Annotated in this window: 19 protein-coding genes and 1 tRNA gene; 6 read left to right on the top strand and 14 right to left on the bottom strand. The window is 61.5% G+C overall.

Going from position 1 to position 20,348, the window contains the following annotated elements:
- Positions 1–33 precede the first annotated feature (33 nt).
- The 4 genes from rfbD to rfbB are packed head-to-tail and all read right to left on the bottom strand — an operon-like array spanning position 34 to position 3,396.
- Positions 34–894, bottom strand: coding sequence for a dTDP-4-dehydrorhamnose reductase (gene rfbD, locus R6G97_RS00890; protein WP_043208367.1), 861 nt, complete (start codon positions 892–894; stop codon positions 34–36).
- A gap of 5 nt (positions 895–899) precedes the next feature.
- Positions 900–1,445, bottom strand: a complete 546-nt coding sequence (rfbC, locus tag R6G97_RS00885; protein ID WP_043208335.1) for a dTDP-4-dehydrorhamnose 3,5-epimerase — start codon at positions 1,443–1,445, stop codon at positions 900–902.
- On the bottom strand, positions 1,442–2,317 hold the full coding sequence (rfbA, locus tag R6G97_RS00880; RefSeq protein WP_043208337.1) for a glucose-1-phosphate thymidylyltransferase RfbA: 876 nt from the start codon (positions 2,315–2,317) through the stop codon (positions 1,442–1,444). Before rfbA ends, rfbC begins: the two co-directional genes overlap by 4 nt.
- Complete coding sequence (rfbB, locus tag R6G97_RS00875; protein WP_102081114.1) at positions 2,314–3,396, bottom strand: dTDP-glucose 4,6-dehydratase; 1,083 nt, start codon at positions 3,394–3,396, stop codon at positions 2,314–2,316. The genes rfbA and rfbB overlap by 4 nt, the downstream gene beginning before the upstream one ends.
- Before the next feature lie 216 nt (positions 3,397–3,612).
- On the opposite strand from rfbB, the gene R6G97_RS00870 reads away from it, so the two are divergent.
- The 3 genes from R6G97_RS00870 (at position 3,613) to R6G97_RS00860 (ending at position 8,196) form a co-directional block, all read left to right on the top strand.
- Positions 3,613–6,513, top strand: coding sequence for an aminotransferase (locus R6G97_RS00870; RefSeq protein ID WP_317847700.1), 2,901 nt, complete (start codon positions 3,613–3,615; stop codon positions 6,511–6,513).
- Between the two features lie 196 nt (positions 6,514–6,709).
- The gene (gene aguA, locus R6G97_RS00865; RefSeq protein WP_043208342.1) at positions 6,710–7,816 is read left to right on the top strand and encodes an agmatine deiminase; all 1,107 of its coding nucleotides are present in this window, start codon (positions 6,710–6,712) and stop codon (positions 7,814–7,816) included.
- A gap of 182 nt (positions 7,817–7,998) precedes the next feature.
- The gene (locus tag R6G97_RS00860; RefSeq protein ID WP_043208344.1) at positions 7,999–8,196 is read left to right on the top strand and encodes a hypothetical protein; all 198 of its coding nucleotides are present in this window, start codon (positions 7,999–8,001) and stop codon (positions 8,194–8,196) included.
- Positions 8,197–8,292: 96 nt separating this feature from the next.
- Here the strand turns inward: R6G97_RS00860 and R6G97_RS00855 are convergent, their stop codons facing one another.
- Positions 8,293–10,380: a TonB-dependent receptor gene (locus tag R6G97_RS00855; RefSeq protein ID WP_317847699.1), complete on the bottom strand. Its 2,088-nt coding sequence runs from the start codon at positions 10,378–10,380 to the stop codon at positions 8,293–8,295.
- Between the two features lie 484 nt (positions 10,381–10,864).
- On the opposite strand from R6G97_RS00855, the gene R6G97_RS00850 reads away from it, so the two are divergent.
- Positions 10,865–12,151, top strand: coding sequence for an OprD family porin (locus R6G97_RS00850; RefSeq protein ID WP_043208349.1), 1,287 nt, complete (start codon positions 10,865–10,867; stop codon positions 12,149–12,151).
- Positions 12,152–12,181: 30 nt separating this feature from the next.
- Here R6G97_RS00850 and R6G97_RS00845 read toward each other — a convergent pair whose 3' ends face one another.
- The 8 genes from R6G97_RS00845 to R6G97_RS00810 all read right to left on the bottom strand — a co-directional run bounded on the left by R6G97_RS00845 (position 12,182) and on the right by R6G97_RS00810 (position 17,671).
- The gene (locus R6G97_RS00845; protein ID WP_317847698.1) at positions 12,182–13,846 is read right to left on the bottom strand and encodes an FMN-binding glutamate synthase family protein; all 1,665 of its coding nucleotides are present in this window, start codon (positions 13,844–13,846) and stop codon (positions 12,182–12,184) included.
- 119 nt (positions 13,847–13,965) lie between these two features.
- Positions 13,966–15,351 (bottom strand): flavin-containing monooxygenase, encoded by a 1,386-nt coding sequence (locus R6G97_RS00840; RefSeq protein WP_182941972.1) that lies wholly within the window; start codon positions 15,349–15,351, stop codon positions 13,966–13,968.
- A 363-nt stretch (positions 15,352–15,714) separates the two neighbouring features.
- Complete coding sequence (locus R6G97_RS00835; RefSeq protein ID WP_102081109.1) at positions 15,715–15,915, bottom strand: DUF3079 domain-containing protein; 201 nt, start codon at positions 15,913–15,915, stop codon at positions 15,715–15,717.
- A 126-nt stretch (positions 15,916–16,041) separates the two neighbouring features.
- Positions 16,042–16,117: transfer RNA gene (locus R6G97_RS00830), tRNA-Thr, on the bottom strand.
- An 87-nt stretch (positions 16,118–16,204) separates the two neighbouring features.
- The gene (locus R6G97_RS00825; protein WP_043210998.1) at positions 16,205–16,453 is read right to left on the bottom strand and encodes a hypothetical protein; all 249 of its coding nucleotides are present in this window, start codon (positions 16,451–16,453) and stop codon (positions 16,205–16,207) included.
- Between the two features lie 21 nt (positions 16,454–16,474).
- Complete coding sequence (locus tag R6G97_RS00820) at positions 16,475–16,855, bottom strand: hypothetical protein (protein WP_043211000.1); 381 nt, start codon at positions 16,853–16,855, stop codon at positions 16,475–16,477.
- Positions 16,856–16,873: 18 nt separating this feature from the next.
- Positions 16,874–17,080 (bottom strand): helix-turn-helix domain-containing protein, encoded by a 207-nt coding sequence (locus tag R6G97_RS00815; RefSeq protein ID WP_043211003.1) that lies wholly within the window; start codon positions 17,078–17,080, stop codon positions 16,874–16,876.
- A 9-nt stretch (positions 17,081–17,089) separates the two neighbouring features.
- The gene (locus R6G97_RS00810) at positions 17,090–17,671 is read right to left on the bottom strand and encodes a hypothetical protein (protein ID WP_043211005.1); all 582 of its coding nucleotides are present in this window, start codon (positions 17,669–17,671) and stop codon (positions 17,090–17,092) included.
- Between the two features lie 448 nt (positions 17,672–18,119).
- Between R6G97_RS00810 and R6G97_RS00805 the strand changes: the two genes are divergently transcribed.
- The gene (locus tag R6G97_RS00805; protein ID WP_043211007.1) at positions 18,120–18,479 is read left to right on the top strand and encodes a multidrug/spermidine efflux SMR transporter subunit MdtJ; all 360 of its coding nucleotides are present in this window, start codon (positions 18,120–18,122) and stop codon (positions 18,477–18,479) included.
- Positions 18,473–18,790, top strand: a complete 318-nt coding sequence (gene mdtI / locus R6G97_RS00800; protein WP_043211010.1) for a multidrug/spermidine efflux SMR transporter subunit MdtI — start codon at positions 18,473–18,475, stop codon at positions 18,788–18,790. The genes R6G97_RS00805 and mdtI overlap by 7 nt, the downstream gene beginning before the upstream one ends.
- 223 nt (positions 18,791–19,013) lie before the next feature.
- On the opposite strand, the gene R6G97_RS00795 is transcribed toward mdtI, so the two are convergent.
- On the bottom strand, positions 19,014–20,249 hold the full coding sequence (locus R6G97_RS00795) for a methyltransferase (protein WP_409287149.1): 1,236 nt from the start codon (positions 20,247–20,249) through the stop codon (positions 19,014–19,016).
- Positions 20,250–20,348 lie beyond the last annotated feature (99 nt).

Genomic DNA, 20,348 nt, shown 5'->3' with positions numbered 1-20,348 from the left:
GGATGCGCCAGAAGGATCTGGCGCAATTATGCGCTACTTGAGGCAGTCGATCAGCGCTTGGTGCCAGTGCGGTTGTTGGACCTGCCACTCACGGGCCAGGCGCGAGCAGTCCAGGCGCGAGTTCAGCGGCCGGCGCGCAGGTGTCGGGTACTCGCTGGACGGGATCGGCAGCAACTCGGCGCAGGGCAGGCCTTGGGCACGCAGGTGTTCGGCAATGGCCTGGGCAAAGCCGAACCAGGACGTCTCGCCTTGCGCTGTCAGGTGGTAGAGGCCCCAGGCGCCGGCCTGGCCTGCCTGCCAACGCTCGATGAGTGCGCGGGTGCTGACGGCAAGGGTGCCGGCCCAGGTCGGCGCGCCGACTTGGTCGTCGACCACCCGCAGCTGCGGGCGCTCTTGCAGCAGGCGTTGCATGGTCAGCAGGAAGTTGCGCCCATGCCGCGAGTAGATCCAGCTGGTGCGCAGGATCAGGTGCTCGCCGCCCACCGCGCTGATGGCCTGTTCGCCAGCCAGCTTGCTGCGCCCATAGACGCCCAGCGGGTTGGGTGTGTCCGCCTCGGTGTAGGGAGTGGGCTTGTCGCCGTCGAAGACATAATCGGTGGAGTAGTGGATCAGCGGCACGCCAAGTCGCGCTGCTTGCTCGGCCAACACGCGCGGGCCTTCGGCGTTGATGGCGAACGCCAGCTCCGGCTCGCTCTCGGCCTGGTCCACTGCGGTGTGGGCGGCGGCGTTGATGATCAGGTCGGGGGCCAATCGGCGCAGCGGTTCACGCAGTTGCTCGGGATTGGCCAGGTCGAGCTGGTCGCGTCCGAGCAGCAGTACCTCGCCCAGGTCGGTCAACTGCGGGCGCAAGGCTTGGGCGAGTTGGCCGTTATGGCCACAAACGAGGATCTTCAATGGTTTCATGGCAGCAGGTCGAGCTCGCTGAACAGCTTGCCAAGCTGGTCCTTGGCCGACAGCTGCGGCGGCGCCTGCAGTTGCCAGTCGATGTTCAGGGTCGGGTCGTCCCAGCGGATGCAGCGCTCGGCTGCGGGGTTGTAGTAGTCGGTGGTCTTGTAGAGGAACTCGGTTTCTTCACTTAGTACCACGAATCCATGGGCGAACCCTGGCGGCACCCACATCTGGCGGAAGTTCTCGGCCGACAGGCGCGCGGCGACCCAGCGGCCGCAGGTCGGGGAACTGCGACGTACGTCGACGGCCACGTCCAGGACCTCGCCGCGCACCACGCGCACGAGCTTGCCCTGGGTATTCTCGACCTGATAATGCAGGCCGCGCAGCACGCCTTTGCGCGAATAGGAGTGGCTGTCCTGGACGAAGGTGATGTCCAGGCCGGTGTGAGCGGCGAAATCCCTGGCGTTGAAGCTCTCGAGGAAAAAACCCCGGCTGTCGCCGAACACCTTGGGTTCGATGATCAGCACGTCGGGGATGTCGGTGTGGATGATGTTCATGCGGGCTCTTCGGCGATTTTGCTCAGGTACTGACCGTAACCAGTCTTCTTCAGTTCGTTTGCCTTGGCCAGCAGCTGCTCGCGGGTGATCCAGCCTTTCTGGTAGGCGATTTCTTCCAGGCAGGCAACTTTAAGGCCTTGGCGGTTCTCGATGGTCTGCACGTACTGCGAGGCTTCCAGCAGGCTCTCGTGGGTTCCGGTGTCCAGCCAGGCGAAGCCACGACCGAAACGCTCCACGCGCAGGTCGCCGCGTTTGAGGTAGGCATTGTTGACGTCGGTGATCTCCAACTCGCCACGAGGGGAGGGGCGCAGGCCCTTGGCGATCTCGATCACGTCGTTGTCGTAGAAATACAAGCCGGTGACGGCATAGCTGGACTTGGGCTCGGCAGGCTTTTCCTCGATCGAGAGTGCTCGACCTTGCTCGTCGAAATCGACCACACCGAAGCGCTCCGGGTCCTTGACCCAGTAACCGAACACCGTCGCGCCCGTGGGATGGCTGGCCGCACGGGTCAGCTGCTCGGTGAAGCTTTGACCGTGGAAGATGTTGTCGCCCAGGATCAGGCACACCGGATCGTTGCCAATGAACTGCTCGCCAATCAGGAAGGCCTGGGCCAAACCGTCGGGGGAGGGTTGCTCGGCGTAGCTGATACGCAGGCCGAACTGGCTGCCGTCGCCGAACAACTGACGATACTGTGGCAGGTCCCGGGGGGTGGAGATCAGCAAGATGTCACGGATGCCGGCCAGCATCAGCACCGAGACCGGGTAGTAGATCATCGGTTTGTCGTAGATGGGCAGCAGCTGCTTGGAAACGCCAAGCGTGATGGGATGCAGGCGGGTGCCGGAGCCCCCCGCCAGGACGATGCCTTTGCTCATGCGATCAGGTCCTTGAAATTGGAATGTCCCAGGCGCTCACCCTGGTAGCTGCCATCCTGGACATGGCGGCACCACTGGAGGTTGTCCAGATACCACTGTACGGTCTTGCGCAGTCCGCTCTCGAACGTCTCTTCCGGCACCCAGCCCAGCTCCCGCTCGATCTTGCTGGCGTCGATGGCATAACGCAGGTCGTGGCCTGGGCGGTCGTGGACGAAGGTGATGAGGTCAGTGTAGCGGGCCACGCCCGCTGGATGTTCAGGCGCCAGTTCCTCTAGCAGCGCGCAGATGGCGTGCACGACATCGATGTTCTTCTGCTCATTGTGGCCACCGATGTTATAGGTCTCGCCGACCTGGCCTTCGGTCACCACTTTGAGCAGGGCACGGGCGTGGTCGTCGACGTACAGCCAGTCGCGCACCTGCTGGCCATCGCCGTACACCGGCAGCGGTTTGCCGGCGAGGGCGCTGAGAATCATCAGTGGGATGAGCTTCTCGGGGAAGTGGTACGGGCCGTAGTTGTTCGAGCAGTTGGTAACCAGCACAGGCAGCCCGTAGGTCCGGTGCCAGGCGCGTACCAGATGATCGGACGCTGCCTTGCTTGCCGAATAGGGCGAGCTTGGCGCGTAGGGCGTGGTCTCGGTGAACAGGTCGTGTGCACCATGCAGGTCGCCGTAGACCTCATCAGTAGAGATGTGGTGGAAGCGAAACGCCGCGCGTGCCTGCGATGGCAGGCGGCTCCACCAGGCACGGGTGGCTTCGAGCAGGGTGTAGGTGCCGACGATGTTGGTCTGGATGAACTCCGCCGGGCCATCGATGGAGCGGTCCACGTGGGATTCGGCGGCCAGGTGCATGATCGCGTGGGGCTGGAAACGCTCCAGCACGGCGCTGACCGTAGCCGCATCGGCGATATCGGCCTGGACGAGTTCGTAGCGGGTATTGCTGGCGATGCGTTGCAGCGACTCCAGGTTGCCGGCGTAGGTGAGTTTGTCGAGGTTCAGGACCTCGTGCTCGGTATTGTCGATCAGGTGGCGGATCAGGGCAGAGCCAATGAAACCGGCGCCACCGGTGACGAGAATTCGCATCTGAAAGAACCTCTGGGTCTGAAGGAAGCTCCAGTGGAGCTTAGCGTGTCGGCCGGGTCGCTGCGGTCTGGCCCTTTGTTCGTGCGGCGGCATTGTCCGGCAAGGCCGGACAGTTTGGAACTGCCTTGCTGTAACCAAGGCTTTTATCGCCAGCCTCTTGTATATCGGCAGCAGCAGTGGCGATATAAGCGACAAAAAAAACCGAGGTTCCACTCCATGCCCTTGAGCACCCTGATCCAGCGTTCCCGCCAGCCCAACCCTTCGCTGAGCGAAGCCCAGGCCCATGCCCTGCTGCGCGCGCACTACGACCTGGACGGACCCTTGCAGCCGTTGGGCAGTCAGCAGGACCTGAACCTGCTGCTCGACAGCGAACAAGGCCGCTTCGTGCTCAAGGCCTGCCACGCCAGCTATGCGCAGGTGGAGCTCGAAGCGCAGCACGCGGCACTCGCCTACCTGCGGGAGCAAGGCTTGCCAGTGCCGGCCGTGCGTCGGGCAGGCGATGGCCAGGATCTTTTAGCGGTGGACATCGATGGCCAGTCTTTGCGGGTGCGCCTGCTCGACTACATCGAGGGCCAGCCACTGACGCGTCTCAAACACATGGAGCCGCGCCTGATCGCTGAACTGGGCGAGCTGTGCGCGCGTGTCGACCGGGCATTGGCCGATTTCGATCATCCCGGCCTCGAGCGCAACCTGCAGTGGGACCCGCGCCACGCTAAGGCACTGATCGAGCATTTGCTGCCGGTACTGCAAGACCCGTCCCGTCGAGCCCGTGTGCAGCAACTCACCGGGCTGGCCGCCGAACGCTTGCAGCCATTGGCCGATGACCTGCCGGCCCAGGCCGTGCACCTGGACATCACCGATGACAATGCGGTCTGGGCGCGTGATGCCGGGCGCCAGTGGCAATTGCAGGGCGTCATCGACTTCGGCGATCTGGTGCGTACCTGGCGTATCGCCGACTTGTCCGTGACCTGTGCTGCCCTGCTGCACCACGCCGAAGGCGACCCGCTGCGTATCCTGCCGGCGATCCAGGCGTACCAGGCGATCAATCCGCTGCAGGAGGCCGAGCTGCGAGCCTTGTGGCCATTGGTGCTGATGCGCGCGGCCGTGCTGGTGCTCAGCAGCGAACAGCAGTTGCAGGTAGAGCCTGGCAACCAGTACATCCTCGACAACATCGCCCATGAGTGGGAAATCTTCGACACCGCCAGCGCCGTGCCTTTTGCCCTGATGGAGGCTGCGATTCTCCAGGCCGCAGGGCACGCCCTCGCGCCGCTGACCCTTTCGGACTGTGCGCCGCTGATGCCGACCTTGGCCGACGAGGCGGTGGCGCGCATCGACCTGGGCGTGCTCAGCCCTCATTGCGAAGCCGGTAATTGGGAGCAGCCCGGTTTCGACCAGCGGCTGCTGACCGGGCAGGCCGGGCCGGCGTGCACCCTGCACGGGCAGTACCGGTTGTCACAGACGCACATCGATCGTCCCGAGGAGCCCGCCACCTGCGCTTTGGGGGTGGAACTGAACGTGCCCGCCGGCACCGCGTTGCAGGCACCGCAGGCAGGTGTCTGGGAGCGCACCGGCGAGGGCCGTGGTCGGCTGCGCACATCCGACTGGAGCCTATGGCTGGCAGGGCTGGAAGAAGCGCCGCAGGACGGCCAGGCATTGGCCAAGGGGCAAACCCTGGGGCTGACCTGCGGCTTCCTGAGCGTCCAGTTGAGCCGGGATCACCAACATCAGCCGCCGTTCTTCGCCAAACCATCCCATGCCCAGGCCTGGTTGGCGGTGTGCCCGTCCCCCCGCGCCTTGCTGGGCTTCGATTGCGACGCCGAGCCCTTGGTCGACGCCCAGGCCCTGCTGGCTCGCCGTGACGCCAGCTTTGCCCGCTCGCAGAAGCACTACTACGCGCAGCCACCCCATATCGAGCGGGGCTGGCGCAACTACTTGATCGACATGCAGGGCCGCTCCTACCTGGACATGCTCAATAACGTCGCAGTGCTGGGCCATGGGCATCCGCGCATGGCCGCCGAGTCGGCGCGCCAGTGGTCGCTGGTCAACACCAACTCGCGCTTCCACTATGCGGCGATAGCCGAGTTCTCGGAGCGACTGCTGGCGTTGGCGCCGGAAGGCTTCGACCGGGTGTTCCTGGTCAACAGCGGCACCGAGGCCAACGACCTGGCCATCCGCCTGGCCTGGGCCTACAGCGGTGGGCGCGATTTGCTCAGTGTGCTGGAGGCCTATCACGGCTGGTCGGTGGCTACCGACGCCATTTCCACCTCCATCGCCGACAACCCGCAGGCGCTGGAAACCCGGCCGGACTGGGTGCATCCGGTGGAGGCACCGAACACTTTCCGCGGACGTTTCCGTGGGCCGGACAGCGCACCTGATTACCTGCAGGATGTCGACGCCAAGCTGGCCGATCTCGATGCCCGGGGGCGGCAGCTGGCCGGATTCATCTGCGAGCCGGTATACGGCAATGCCGGGGGGATCTCGCTGCCGGCGGGCTACCTGCGCGAGGCCTACGCGAAGGTCCGTGCCCGGGGCGGGGTGTGCATCGCTGACGAGGTGCAGGTCGGCTATGGTCGCCTCGGCGAATACTTCTGGGGCTTCGAGGAGCAGGGCGTGGTGCCGGACATCATCACCATGGCCAAGGGCATGGGTAACGGTCAGCCACTGGGCGCGGTGATTACCCGGCGGGAGATTGCCGAGGCCCTGGAGGCTGAGGGTTACTTCTTCTCATCGGCCGGTGGTAGCCCAGTCAGTTGCCGGATCGGCATGGCAGTGCTGGATGTCATGCAGGAGGAAGGCCTTTGGGAGAACACCCGCGAGGTGGGCCGTTACTTCAAGGCGCGCCTGGAGGCATTGGTCGATAAACATCCACTTGCGGGGGCTGCCCACGGCTCCGGGTTCTACCTGGGTCTTGAACTGGTGCGCGATCGCCAGACGCTGGAGCCTGCCACCGAAGAGACCATGACCTTGTGCAATCGCCTGCGCGATCTGGGCATCTTCATGCAGCCCACCGGGGACTACCTGAATATCCTCAAGATCAAGCCGCCCATGTGCACCACCCGGGCGAGCGTGGATTACTTCGTCGACAGCGTGGACCGCATTCTGTCCGAAGCGCTTTAAGTCGAGGTCATCGAGCCACCTGAGTCGATTGTTATCGGCTTAGGTGGCTTTTTTATGACCCAATAATTTGTCTTTCAGCTTTTAAGTTCGATTTTTATCGAGTATATAATGGTTAACGCACGGCCGCTTCTGAGTAAGCTGCCCTCTTTATCAATGACCTGGCGCAATCGGCGCCGGGCCCTCGCAGAGGTTACCGATGAAAACCCTCAACTCGACCCCGCGTGCCGACGGTTTCCATATGCCCGCCGAATGGGCGCCGCAAACCCAGGTCTGGATGGTCTGGCCAGAGCGCCCGGACAACTGGCGCCTGGGCGGCAAGCCGGCGCAAGCTGCGCATGTGACGCTTGCCAAGGCCATCGCCCGCTTCGAGCCGGTTACCGTCGCCGTCTCTGCCGGCCAGTACGAGAACGCCCGTCGTCAGCTCGATGTCCCCAACATCCGCGTGGTGGAAATCAGCAACGACGACGCCTGGGTGCGTGACACCGGCCCGACCTTCGTCATCAACGACCATGGCGAAGTGCGGGGTGTGGACTGGGGCTTCAATGCCTGGGGCGGCTTCGACGGCGGCCTGTACGCGCCCTGGAACCGTGACGAGGAACTGGCGGCCAAGGTCCTGGAAATGGAGCGCTGCCAGCGTTACCACACCGAGGGCTTCGTACTCGAAGGCGGTTCGATCCATGTGGACGGTGAAGGTACGCTCATCACCACCGAAGAGTGCCTGCTCAACCGCAACCGCAACCCGCACCTCAATCGCGAGCAGATCGAAGACATTCTGCGTGAGCATCTGGCCGTCGAAACCATCATCTGGCTGCCGGACGGGCTGTACAACGACGAGACCGACGGGCACGTCGACAACTTCTGCTGTTACGTCAGCCCAGGCGAAGTGTTACTGGCCTGGACCGATGATTCCAACGACCCCAACTATGCGCGTTGCCACGCCGCATACGAGGTATTGAAAAACAGCCGCGATGCCAAAGGCCGTGAATTCGTCGTGCACAAAATGCCGATCCCGGGCCCGCTGTACGCCACTGAGCAAGAGTGCGCAGGCGTCGACCATGTGGCTGGCAGCCAGGAGCGTGACCCGTCCGTGCGTCTGGCCGGCTCCTATGTCAACTTCCTGATCGTCAATGGCGGCATCATCGCCCCGAGCTTCGATGACCCCGCTGATGCCCAGGCCAGAGCGATCCTGGCCAAAGTCTTCCCGGACCACGAAGTCGTCATGATTCCAGGCCGTGAGCTGCTTCTGGGTGGCGGCAACATCCACTGCCTGACCCAGCAACAGCCGGCGCCGGTCAAGCGCTAAACCCCCGATCACAAAAAAGCCCGTCCATTGACGGGCTTTTTTGTGGCTGCCGATTACCGGAGGGGGGCGATGGCATATGTCTTGTATTGTTTTTCAGGTGTTTCAGTCAGATAGCAGCTTTGCTGTTCTGTAATAAAACCAACGTAAGTTAGCCGCTCACGGCACCTGGAGTACGTGTGGACATGAATGCAGCAAGTGAGTCGGCTATGCCTTCCTCGGTGATGGACCACGAATCGCTCAAGATTCTGGCCCAATGGTTGAAAAGCCATGGAGGCTATCGCTTCAAGTCGGACGATCCACGGCGTCTACTGGATGGGCGATATCCGCAGGGCCTGATCAGCGAGGCTGAGCTGGAAGCGTTGATGGCCGTCTGGCACTGATTGGGTGCACGCTCGCCCAAACGAAAACGCCACCGTGTTTATCGCGGTGGCGTTTTTTTTCGGCCTTGGCTGGCCTGACGAGATCGGATACCTGAATCAGAAGCTGTAGGTACCGGTCACCACCAGGCTGCGTGGTTCACCGAACTGGATTTGGCTGGCACTGGTGGCCGAGCTGTAGTAGGTCTTGTCGGTGAGGTTGCTCAAGGCCGCGCGCACATCCCAATCGTGGGTGCGGTAGCCCGCCAGCGCATCCCAGCGGCCATAGCCGGGCAGCTTGACGGTGTTCTGGTTGTCGGCGAATCGATCGCCTACCAGCGTCAGGCCGGTTTCGGCGTACCAGCCGAGCTCTGGTTTCCAGGTGACGAAGAGACTGCCGTTGCGTTTGGCCACATCGTTGATGCGGTTGCCTTGCTGGCCATTGTTGTCCTTGACGATGGTCGCATCCTGCAGCCCCATGCCGCCGCGCACGTACCAGTTGCCGGTGACATTGCCCATGACAGTCAATTCGATGCCTCTTGAGCGCTGCTCGCCGCTGAGCTGGATGAGCTCGGGGTTGTTCGGGTCGCGGGTACGGCGGTTGTACAGCTCCAGCTCGTAGAGGGCGAGGGTGGTGCTCAGGCGTTCGTCGAACCAATCGCTCTTGACCCCGATCTCCTTCTGCCGAGTGAGCTCAGGGCCTGCATCGTTGCCATTGCCCGGAGCGCCAGGTGTGATGCCGATCAGGCCTCCACCGACCGGTGAGAAGGTCTTGCTCCAGGACGCATAGAACGAGTGCTCGCGCCATGGGGAATAGACCACGCCCACGCGCGGGCTGGTGCTGGTGCTCTCTTGGGTTTCCGTGAGGTTCTTCACTTTGCTCGTAGTCTGCACCTCGAAGCGATCGAAGCGCACGCCTGCCAGCAGTTGCCATTGATCGTTCAGGCGTATCTGGTCCTGCACATAGAGGCCAGCGCTTTCCACGCGGGTGTGGTTGTTACTCGATACCTTCAGCGCACCGGTGTGCTGGTGTTGCCCACTGGAGCCTCCCAGCGGTACGGAAGGCACGCCGACCCCTTGATGCAACAACGAATTGCGGCGCTGTTCGCCCAGCTCCAGGCCCACCAGTAGGGTGTGCTCGAGATCGAAGGTTTGCAGATGACCTTCGGCCTCGAAGGTATTGAATAGATTGCGAGTGCTCAGGTCCTGCTGCCAGCGCTGGCGACTCACCAGGCCGGTGGAAGGGATGTAGCCGGTGAGGTAGGTGTTGTCGAAGTCGCTCTCCAGATTGAACAGGCTGAACGTATGGCGCAGTTGCCACTGGTCATTGAGCTCGTAGTTCAGGCGCGAGCGCAGCGACTGGGCACGGTCATTGATGAAGTCGCGCTGGGTATCACCGTAGGTGGTATGACGGCTGACATCGACGGGGCGCCCGGTCTGCGGATCGCCAGGAATGCCGCGGTCGGGGGTGCGGTTGTAGCGGCTGTATTCGTATTGCACCAGCCAGTTCAGCTGCGGGGTCAGCTGCCAGCTCATGGACGGTGCGAACAGTTGGCGGCTGCCGTCGATGCCGTCGCGGAAACTGTTGTTGTCGGCATTACCGAGGTTCAGGCGCAGGCTGAGGGTATCGGTCGGGTCAGCGCTCAGATCGGCATACAGGCTGCGCAGGTCTTCGCTACCGCCCTGGGCCTCGATGCTCGAGCGCCGGCCGTGCTCCGGGGCCTTGCTGACCCGGTTGACGATACCGCCCTGGCTGCCACGGCCATAGAGAACCGCCGCTGGCCCCTTGAGTACTTCGACCCGTTCGATGTTGTGCAGGTCGCGCACGTATTGGCTGTCATCGCGTACGCCGTCCAGATAGAAGTCGTTGCTGGCGTCGAAGCCACGGATGCGCAAGCTGTCGAAGCGGGTATCGGCACCACTGCTGACGTTGGGAATGCCCTCCAGTGCCTTGCCCAGGCTGAAGCTGCCGTAGTCGAGGACGTTGTGGGTCTTCACCGTGTCGATGGCCTGTGGCACGTAGCGAACCGGGGTAGAGGTGCGGGTTGCCGTGCTGACTTCGTGAACCCGAGGATTGTCGTCTTCGCGCTCGCGGTCGGCGGTGACCGAGAGCTCCGGCAGGGTGGTGGTGGCGGCGCTGGCCAGGCTTGCTCCAAGCAGTAGCGACAGGCCAAAGGATAAAGAGGGAAGGTGGGAGGGTACCGACATTGAGAATCCGCAAAACAATAAATGAAAATTGAGTGCGAATGATAACGAGTGCTATTAGTGGTCGCTTGGGTAATTTGTAAGGTGTTGTCTTTACAGGTGTTTCTATTTGTAAAAAATACTCAACCCACTTTCGGGGCTACCGCGAGCGTTGGAAGCGCAAGATGGCAACACAGGGCGGGCCTGCGCCATAGGGAAAAAACCTAATGCTGTGCGGATTTCTCCAGAAATTCACGGGTTGTTGTCGTGAATCTGGTTATAAGCATCTGCCTTTCACGATTTTTTGACATCTCGAATCAGCCGGGGCTAGGATTCGCCCAACGCCTGCTGGCCATGACTTGGCCATGCTGTTGTACAAAGCCCGCTGCATGTCACATGACGGGCTTTTTTCAGTTTTGGATCCGCATAGCGTCGAACCTACGAAGGGGCGTTGGTTCCTGGCGTCAGGTTGCAGAGCGTTTAAAAATTCAGAAATAAGGAAAACAAGATGTTGAAAACCAGGATCAGCCTGGTCGCTCTGGCGATGATCGCCGCGACCCAGGCCCAGGCCAACGACCAGGCCGAAAGCAAGGGCTTCGTTGAAGACAGCCAGCTGAACGTCTTGCTGCGCAATGCCTACATGAACCGCGACTACAAGGACGGCAACAAGGACAAATCCGAGTGGGGCCAGGCGGCGATCGGTACTTTCTCGTCCGGTTTCACCCAAGGCACCGTGGGCGTTGGTGTTGATGCATTCGGTCTGTACGCAGTGCGCCTGGATGGCGGCAAGGGCCACTCCGGCGCGCAAGGGATCGACTTCTTCAAGAAAGGCGACAGCGGCAACGCTGCCGATGACCTCTCCAAGGGTGGCGCAGCGGTCAAGTTCCGTGTCTCCAACACTGTACTGAAGTACGGTGACCAGATGCCTACGCTGCCTGTTCTGAACTACGACAACGCGCGTCTGCTCCCGGAAAGCTACACCGGTACCCTGATCACCTCCAAGGAGATCAAAGGTCTTGAGCTCAATGCCGGTCGCTTCACTGCTGAATCGCGCAAAAGCGCCGAAGGTCGTGACAGCGGTGGCCTGAAGTCGATCAACGTGTTGGGCGGTAGCTACAAGTTCACCGACCAGTTCACTGCTGCGCTGTATGCCTCCGATGTCGAAGACGTGCTGAAGAAGCAATACGTGGGCGCCAACTACGTATTCCCGATCAGCAAGGATCAGTCCTTGACCCTGGACTTCAACGGCTACCGCACCAAGCTGGACAACTCCTATGTCCGCGAAAACGGTATCACCGGCGACGACAACAAGATCTGGAGCCTGGCAGCGACCTTCGCCACCGGTCCGCACTCGTTCACCCTGGCCCATCAGCGCTCGACCGGCGACAGCAACCTGGGTTACGCCTACGGCGGTTACCAGAAAGACCAACGCCGCGTAGGCGATGGCGGCAGCACCATCTTCCTGGCCAACTCCTACTGGTCCGACTTCAACGCCGAAGACGAGCGCAGCTGGCAGCTGGGCTACGGTCTTGATTTCACCGCCTTCGGTGTTCCAGGCCTGACCTACAACGTTGCGTACGTTCGTGGCGATAACATCACCACTTCGACCAGCACCGGCGGTACCGAGCGCGAGATCTTCAACCAGCTCAAGTACGTGGTACAGAGCGGTGCAGCCAAGGACCTGAGCGTCAAACTGCGCAGCTCCATCCTGCGTGTCTCGCAGAAATCCAGCGAGTACAACATCAGCGGTAACGAAGTCCGCGTCTTCGTCGAGTACCCGATCAACGTCTTCTGATCCCGTACTCGCGTCCCGAACAGCCCTGGCTCATGCCGGGGCTGTTTCTTTTCGGCGTACCGCTGCCATTGGCGCAACGCTGTCTGCGGTTTGCGGCGCGAAGCTGTCGCTGCGGGCCATCCGCCACATCCGCGCATAGAACTCGTTCTCGATCGAGCCGCTGAGCAATTCGCCGGGCTTGAGGAACTGGTGCAATTGGGAAAACAGGCTGATCTCGCTCGGGCTGATACGCCTTGCCAGGTGTTTGGGTTTGAGCTGCGAAGGATGCTCCAGGCCTGCCGCCGCAAGCATCTCGGCCAGGGCATGCAGCGTATTGCGATGAAAGCTCGCCACTCGCTCTGCCTTTTCCGGCACCACCAGGGCGCGCTGGCGCAGCGAATCCTGGGTGGCCACGCCGGTAGGGCACTTGTTGGTGTGGCAACTCTGCGACTGGATGCAGCCAATGGCGAACATGAAACCCCGTGCCGAGTTGACCCAGTCAGCACCGATGGCCAGCGTACTGGCGATATCGAAGGCACTGACGATCTTGCCGGCTGCACCGATACGCACGCGGTCACGCAGGTTCAGGCCGACCAGTGTGTTGTGCACGAACATCAGCCCTTCACGCATGGGTACGCCCATGTTGTCGCTGAACTCCCGCGGTGCGGCACCGGTGCCACCTTCCTTGCCGTCGACGACGATGAAGTCGGGCGTGATCCCGGTGGCCAGCATGGCCTTGGCGATGGCCATGAACTCCCAGGGATGGCCCAGGCAGAACTTGAAGCCCACCGGCTTGCCGCCAGACAGCTCACGCAGGCGGGCGATGAAATGCAGCAGCTCCAGCGGCGTGTGGAAGGCACTGTGCGCGGCTGGCGAAATGCAGTCCTCGCCGACCCGCACACCACGGGTGGCGGCAATCTCGACACTGACCTTGTGCCCAGGCAGGATGCCGCCATGACCGGGCTTGGCGCCTTGGCTTAGCTTGAGTTCGATCATCTTCACCTGGGGATCGCGCGCCTGTTCGGCAAAACGCACCGGGTCGAAGCGGCCCTCTTCGGTACGGCAGCCAAAGTAGCCGCTGCCGATTTCCCAGATCAGGTCACCACCGTGTTCGCGGTGGTAAGGGCTGATGCTGCCTTCGCCGGTGTCGTGGGCGAAGCGGCCCAGGCGCGCGCCCTTGTTCAAGGCGCCGATGGCATTGGCGCTGAGCGCGCCGAAGCTCATGGCCGAAATGTTGAAGATCGACGCCGAATACGGCTGCCGGCAGTGCGGGCCACCGATGTCGATGCGAAACGACGCCGGGTCGGGCGTCTGCACCGGTACCATCGAATGGCTGATGAATTCGAAGCCCGGCTTGTAGGCATCGTTGAGTGTGCCGAAGGCCTTCTCGGCGCTCTCGTTCTTGGCGCGGGCATAGACCAGTGAGCGCTGCGAGCGGGAGAACGGCAGCTTGTCGTCGTCGCCCTCGATCAGGTACTGGCGGATCTCCGGCCGAATGGTCTCGATCAGGTAACGGATGTTGCCCAGGATCGGGTAGTTGCGGCGCACGGCATGATGGCTCTGGCGCAGGTCATTGAGACCGACCAGGCTGAGCAGGACAGTGAGCAGGGTGAGCGGCCAGAGCCAGCTGTGTTGGGCAAGAAATGGAATGCTGGCGAAGGTGAACAACAGGCAGGCGGCCAGACAGGCGTAGCGGGTGGGGAGCGTGTCTTTCATGGGTCCATCGCTGACAGGATGACCCGCACTAGGATAGGCAAAGGCCGCACGCGGAAAACCAAGGGATTCGGTAAAAGACTATTACCTGCGCGCGGCTTGTGTTCGGTCGCGGGCGCGCGTCAGCGCTTGTCCTGCCTCAGGACCTGCACATCACCGGGCTCTGCCGTCTCGCGCAGGTATTCCTCCAGCGAATCGTCCAGCGCCTGCAGCCAGCGAGTATGGTGCGGCACCGCAGCGGTACCGGTCATCACCGAACGGTAGGAGCGGTCCCGATAGCCCATGATGTCGTGCTTCTTGTCGTGCTTCCATTTGAGGAAGATGCGGTTGACTGCATCGATGTCGAAGCTTGGGTAATCGGTTTGTCCGATCAGGTGCTGAATGTAGCGCCCCTGGAATTGGTACATCGAGGCGGTGCTCTCCAAGGCTTCTTCCTCGGCACGCCAGCGCGCACTGTCGGCCTGCATGGCGGCTTGGTCCGGCAGTTGGATGCGGCCAAGCATCAGATCACGGGCGAACCAGGCCTGGGCATCGAACAGGTTGAAGCTGTACCAGAGATCTTGCATGCCCAAATACAGCAACTGCGGGTTGGCCTCCCAGACCACGCCTTGGTAGAGGCCCAGCGGCCACAGACGATTGTCGGTGCGCAAGGTCAGCTCGTCAGGCAGGAACGGGAAGTGATGCTGGTAGCCGGTACACAGGATGATCGCATCGACCCGCTTGCTGGAGCCGTCGGCAAAGTGCGCCACGTCGCCTTCGACCCGCTGTAGCTGCGGTCGCTCTTCCCACCCTTTGGGCCACTGGTAGCCCATCGGTTGGGTGCGATAGGCGCTGGTGATCGAGCGGGCACCGTACTTGTAGCACTGCGAGCCGATGTCCTCGGCCGAGTAGCTGCTGCCGACGATCAGCACGTCCTTGCCGGCGAACTCCAATGCATCGCGAAAATCGTGGGCATGCAGGATGCGTCCTGAAAAACGCTCGAAGCCCGGGAACGACGGCACGTTCGGCGTGGAGAAGTGCCCGCTGGCCACCACCACGTAGTCGAACACCTGCTCGATGCCCTGACTCTGAGCGTAGTCATGGGCAGTGACAGTGAATGTGCGGCTCTGGTCATCGAAGCGCACGGCCTTGACCACGGTGTTGAAGCGAATGTACTGGCGCACACCGGCCTTCTTCACTCGGCCCTGGATGTAGTCCCACAGCACCTCGCGAGGAGGATACGAAGAAATCGGCCGACCGAAATGCTCATCGAAGCTGTAGTCGGCGAACTCCAGGCATTCCTTCGGGCCGTTCGACCAAAGGTAGCGATACATGCTGCCGTGGACCGGTTCGCCATGCTGGTCCAGGCCAGTGCGCCAGGTGTAGTTCCACATGCCGCCCCAGTCAGCCTGTTTTTCGAAACAGACCACTTCGGGCATGGGTGCGCCCTTGGCATGTGCGGATTGGAAAGCACGCAGTTGCGCCAGGCCTGACGGGCCGGCGCCGATGATGGCAACGCGAATAGTCATGAGGATGTCCTGTAAACACGAAAAAAGGCAAAACCTCCCCAACCCCGAACGGCAATAGGCCTAGGGCTGTGGATGGGTGAAGACTTCAGGTGTCAGCAGGCAGGTGGAGGCACGGGGCGCTTGCGCTTGTGCGCCAGCAGCATGTCTCGAGGTGGAATCGACAGCGTGTGGAACAGCGTCGAGAGAGGAGAGCAGCCGAGGGTAGATCGGACAACGGCAGGGAAGGGCCCGGTGGCCTTGCCAAGCAGAGCGGCAAGCGGGCCATGGGACCGATAGATACGTGTGATCTCGTGCATGGGGGCTTGTAGTGCCTCTTTTCTTTATGGATGCCTTTTTAGCTATAACGCATCGAGGGAAAGCATTTCAAGGTTTGTCATCGGCATGCGGCAGTAGCGCCTGGTTCTGCTGGGGCTCGCGCTCCCAGTCTTCACCGAACAGTTCCGCCGGGTGCTGGGTCCGTTCAGAACCATTGCCACAGGCCAGCGCTTTTGCCGGGCAATACAGGTCGCAGCCCCAGCAGATGCGCTCGGGGTGGCTGGGGTTGTGTGGGAATTTCTTGGCCATGGCGCATGCTCCGTTCTGGCCTGGGGATTTCAGGCTAAGCGGTATGCGTGGGGAGAGGTTGATTGGCGTCAACGACGCAAACAAAAAAGGCCCACCGTGAAGGTGAGCCTTTTTTGATACTGCGTATGGTGCCGGCACCAGGAATCGAACCCGGGACCTACTGATTACAAGTCAGTTGCTCTACCAGCTGAGCTATACCGGCAATGGGGCGTCATTATAGCGATCGGTTGGCGCGTGTAAACCTATTCCTTCCAATAGGTTACGCCATTGCCGGGAAAGCAGAGTTTTCCTACCAGCCGCGGTGGATGCTGTTGACGCTGGGCTCGGCTTGGGCGGGGTTGAAGAACAGCTTGTCGTTGTCGCAGCCGCGCTTGCGGCAGGGTGTTTCGGCGCGCAGGGGCAGGCCTCTGTCGCCGCCCAACTGCATGCCGGGCATGTCCCAGTCGAGGGACGAGGTCTTGGGCGAGTGGGTGTTGCTGGCGCAGCCGCTCAGGGCCAGGGCGCAGCACAGCAGGGCAAAGGGCTTGGTCTGGATCACGTTGTCGATGTCCGTTCTGGGTCAGTCGTTGTTCAGAATTCGCTGGATGGTGCCGCCGCAGGCCATGTAGCAGCTGTCGTAATCAGGCTGGCATTCGGAGCCTGCGGAGTTGAAAAACGGATAGCTGGGATAGGGGCAACTGTGACGCGTGTTCTTGTTCGGCTTGCTGTCCTTGCAGTACTGGTAGGCCCTCAGCTCGGCCTGGTACAGGGCGCGCTGGCTGTTTTCTTCCAGGCGGGCCAGTTGTTTGCAGTGATTGCGTTGCATCGCGCAGTTATTGATGCAAGCGAGCCCATGTGGGCTGGGCGGTGGCGAATACCTATACGTGTAGGATGGGCCGCAGCCGCCGAGCAGCAGGCTCGCCAGCACCAGGATGGCGAAGCGTTGGTATTGGGTGTCCACGGGTACAACGGTCCTTGATCATTCCTCGCTGAACTCCAGCAGGTCGCCCGGTTGGCAGTTCAGCGCGCGGCACAGCTTCTCAAGGGTCTCGATCTTGAAACCCTTGATCTTGCCGTTCTTCAGCAGTGACAGGTTCGCTTCCGTTATGCCGATGATTTCCGCCAGGTCCTTGGAACGGATCTTGTTCCTGGCCATGACGACGTCGAGGCGGATGATTATCGGCATAGGGGGCGGCTAGACATAACAGTTGTGTTCATCGCTGAGGGTCTTGGCGTCACGCATGAGCAGCGAGAAGGCGCAGAGCAGGATGCCTTTCATGATCTCGTAGACAGCCTCGGATGATACACCGATCGACACGACGAAGCTTCTCTCCCCGGCGGGCAGGTCGATGGCCAGGGCCAGGCCTTGGAGGGTATCGATCACTGGCCATAGCAGCGGAGCGCCGATGCACAGCAGCCCGACTCGCCAGAGCATGCGGATGTTGGCCAGGCTCCAGGTGTGCCCCTTGGACAAGCGCAAGAAGAACAAGCCTGTGAGTAGCAGACTCAGCACCGAGAGCCCTGTCGGAATCATCTCCAGCGCCAGTACCAGACCCATGGCGAGCCTCGAGGGTTGGTAGCCGTCTTCCAGGAGCAGAGGCATGTTGATGCCATGGCCCTGCAGGTAGGCCGCGACTGTGTCGGGATAGTCGAAGACCCAGAGCAACGGTGTGCCGAAAAGCTCGACTGCACCGGTGGCCCAGGCCAGAAAAGCGGCAAAGACGCCGATGATGCGCAAGCGCGAACGCGCGTAGGCCACTGATCTGCTGTCGTTCATGGGGTGCCTCCGTACTGTGATGAACGGGGCGGATTATTGGTGAAAAATTATCGTTACACAATAATTAATTTCTTTTTGTTTAAGCTGGCGACGCTTTGCCGCAGGGGAATCAGTCACTTGGTAGCGGCAGCGTTTTGTATAGGATGAATAATATAATTTACGAACCTTTCAGCAGGCTTTACGGGGGGTTTTTCCTGGGAATGCTTGCCTCAACACGAAATTTCGTTAGTCTCAGTCTATCGTTTTGACTTATTCGATCAGCTCAGCTAATGTGCTGTTCATTATGTTGAACAGCAAAGCTTTCAAGCTACTCTCCACTTCCCGCCTGGTTTCCCGTGAGCGTCACTGGACCGGCGACCTCTAGCCCCTCCCTCGACCTGCAGCCTTAAACGTTGTGTCTCGTGCCGATGCCTGTGCGCTCGGCCGCTGTCGCCCATGGGAGGGCACCATGCGTTCCTGGATCTATTTGTTCGTCGCGATCACCGCAGAGGTGATCGGTACGGCGTCGATGAAACTCGCCGCCACACATTTCCCCGTCATGGGGCATGTCGTCATGTACGTCATGATCTGTCTGTCGTATTTCTTCCTGGCCCTTGCGGTAAAGCGTGTGCCGGTTGGCGTGGCTTATGCCTTGTGGGAAGGAATCGGTATCGTCCTGATCACCGTGGTCAGTGTGGTCTGGCTTGGTGAAAGCCTGGGTTGGACCAAGGCCCTGGGCCTGGCGGTGATGATCGCCGGCATCCTGCTGGTCAAGGCCGGTACCCGCAGCACTCCTGCTGTTCGCGAAGCGGAGGGCCTGCCATGTTGATCCCCTTTGCCTGGCTGGGTTTGGCCATCGTGTTGGAAGTACTGGCCAACCTTCTGCTCAAGTACTCAGACGGTTTCCGTCGCAAAGGCCTGGGTTTTGCTTCGATCCTGAGTGTACTGGCGGCGTTCACCGCTTTGGCCCAGGCCGTTCAGGACATCGAACTGTCGCTCGCCTACGCCATCTGGGGCGGCTTTGGCATCCTGGCGACTGTGGCGATGGGTTGGGCGTTGTTTGGTCAGCGCCTGGCTGGCCGCGGATGGCTGGGCCTGGCTTTGCTCTTGCTAGGCATGAGCCTGCTGAAAATGGCCTGAAAATCACGCGATTGGCACGAGTCCGGCGCTTTTATGCACAAGCGGCATGCCAACATTGCGCGAAAGGCATGCCACTTGACTTATCCGCTGGTCTTTGCGCAAAGGCCTGTTTTTACTGGTTTTGGCGCGCTACCTGGAATAAGCGAACGCGCTGAAATAGCGGTTGGATCCCCGTTTTCGTGATATTCATCACAAGCTTGTTCACAGAGTTATCCACAGGCTTTCAACTGGACGGCACGTCTTCTTTGCGCTCTGCAATCAGCAACAGATTGCGAGGCGTGAGGGGGTAGTCGCAAAACACACCCATGCGCACGTCATAGCCGCGCTCGTGGAGAAACAGGGCCCTGTCCAGCACCAGCCACATTTCCAACGGGCGGCGAAACAGGTTGCGCAGCAGCTCCAGATTGCGCACCTGTGCCAGGCGTTGCCAGCCGGCGGCCTCAAGCGCCGCCCAGTCGGGCGCATCATGGATCTGGACGTGCCGAAGCTCGGCCAGATCGCGGCAGTACTGTTCGAAAGGCTTGTCCAGCCAATTAGTCGGCAGCGAGGGTGTTGGCAAGTACTCGTCGATGGCCCGCTGCTGGCGTTGCAGCAGGTCAAAGCCCAAGCGGCGGGCCATCGAGATGTCACGCTGACGTCGGACACGGGCGCTGGAAGTCACCGCCTCGTTGAGCGGCAGGCCCAGGTCTTCTTGGCTCAACTGCAAGGCCGAGGCCTGGGCCGCCGAAGACATCGGCTGATACACCTTCCCCGGAATGCGGTTGTAGCAGCAGGGCGCGACGGCAATCTGCCGACAACCTTGCTGGCTGGCCAATTGCAGCAGCCGCACATGCAACTCCCCACACGCATGCAGGGCGACGGCGCTCTTGCTGCTGTCCAAGTGACGATGGCTGTCTGGTGCCAGCACATCTTGGTGTACATGAGTGGCCGGCAGGTGATGATGTTCGCTCAGGGCGCTTCCCGCAGTGACCAGTTCGACGTCGTACTCCAGGCAGGTCAGCCGTTGGCCGGGCTGCAGTAGGCGTCGGCCCAGGTGGCCTTTGCCTGAACACCAGTCCAACCAATGACCGGTGGGCTGGTGGAAGGCCAGGCGACGGGTGAAGGCTTCGATCTGTTGCCACTTGCGTCCTGGGACATTCACGTCCAGACGATGGCCGGCCGGGTGCAGGCCAGCATCGGGCAGCTCGCCCAGAGCGGACAACTGCGAGGCGCGAGTGGCCAGTTGTGCGAAGGGCGCTGGCGCCGGCAGCTGTTCGGGATTCTGCTGGACGGCTTCGGCTTGTTCCAGGGTGCGCTGGCGCAGCCAGGTGGCGAGTTCAGGGTGCTGGGCCTCCCAGTCCAGATGCAGCTGAGTGAAGGGGCGCGGGCGCCATAGCTGCTGATGCTGGAGAAGGAAATGGTCGAGTGCCTGGAAGCGCTCGAGCAGGTGAGGGCCGTGAAGGTAGGGCATGGTTTGCATTCAAGCACCGCAGCGCTGTTGAAAGGGGAGCGCGTCGCGCTCCTTCGCAGGCTTCGCCATTTCCTACAGGTTCAGACGATGCGGAGCCTGCGGTGGGCC

Origin of the sequence: Pseudomonas sp. HTZ2 (genome assembly GCF_033173945.1) — a bacterium.
Lineage (GTDB): Bacteria > Pseudomonadota > Gammaproteobacteria > Pseudomonadales > Pseudomonadaceae > Aquipseudomonas > Aquipseudomonas guariconensis.
Note: the sequence above shows the minus strand (reverse complement) of the source record. Positions and strands in the feature narration are given on the sequence as shown.

Coding starts and splice junctions, on each gene's coding strand:
- R6G97_RS00850 (WP_043208349.1), top strand. CDS start 10,865: ATGTTGAAAACCAGGATCAGCCTGGTCGCTCTGGCGATGATCGCCGCG.
- mdtI (WP_043211010.1), top strand. CDS start 18,473: ATGTTGATCCCCTTTGCCTGGCTGGGTTTGGCCATCGTGTTGGAAGTA.
- R6G97_RS00810 (WP_043211005.1), bottom strand. CDS start 17,671: ATGAACGACAGCAGATCAGTGGCCTACGCGCGTTCGCGCTTGCGCATC.
- rfbB (WP_102081114.1), bottom strand. CDS start 3,396: ATGCGAATTCTCGTCACCGGTGGCGCCGGTTTCATTGGCTCTGCCCTG.
- rfbA (WP_043208337.1), bottom strand. CDS start 2,317: ATGAGCAAAGGCATCGTCCTGGCGGGGGGCTCCGGCACCCGCCTGCAT.
- rfbC (WP_043208335.1), bottom strand. CDS start 1,445: ATGAACATCATCCACACCGACATCCCCGACGTGCTGATCATCGAACCC.
- R6G97_RS00845 (WP_317847698.1), bottom strand. CDS start 13,846: ATGAAAGACACGCTCCCCACCCGCTACGCCTGTCTGGCCGCCTGCCTG.
- R6G97_RS00795 (WP_409287149.1), bottom strand. CDS start 20,249: ATGCAAACCATGCCCTACCTTCACGGCCCTCACCTGCTCGAGCGCTTC.
- R6G97_RS00840 (WP_182941972.1), bottom strand. CDS start 15,351: ATGACTATTCGCGTTGCCATCATCGGCGCCGGCCCGTCAGGCCTGGCG.
- R6G97_RS00815 (WP_043211003.1), bottom strand. CDS start 17,080: ATGCCGATAATCATCCGCCTCGACGTCGTCATGGCCAGGAACAAGATC.
- aguA (WP_043208342.1), top strand. CDS start 6,710: ATGAAAACCCTCAACTCGACCCCGCGTGCCGACGGTTTCCATATGCCC.
- R6G97_RS00860 (WP_043208344.1), top strand. CDS start 7,999: ATGAATGCAGCAAGTGAGTCGGCTATGCCTTCCTCGGTGATGGACCAC.
- R6G97_RS00805 (WP_043211007.1), top strand. CDS start 18,120: ATGCGTTCCTGGATCTATTTGTTCGTCGCGATCACCGCAGAGGTGATC.
- R6G97_RS00855 (WP_317847699.1), bottom strand. CDS start 10,380: ATGTCGGTACCCTCCCACCTTCCCTCTTTATCCTTTGGCCTGTCGCTA.
- R6G97_RS00870 (WP_317847700.1), top strand. CDS start 3,613: ATGCCCTTGAGCACCCTGATCCAGCGTTCCCGCCAGCCCAACCCTTCG.
- R6G97_RS00835 (WP_102081109.1), bottom strand. CDS start 15,915: ATGGCCAAGAAATTCCCACACAACCCCAGCCACCCCGAGCGCATCTGC.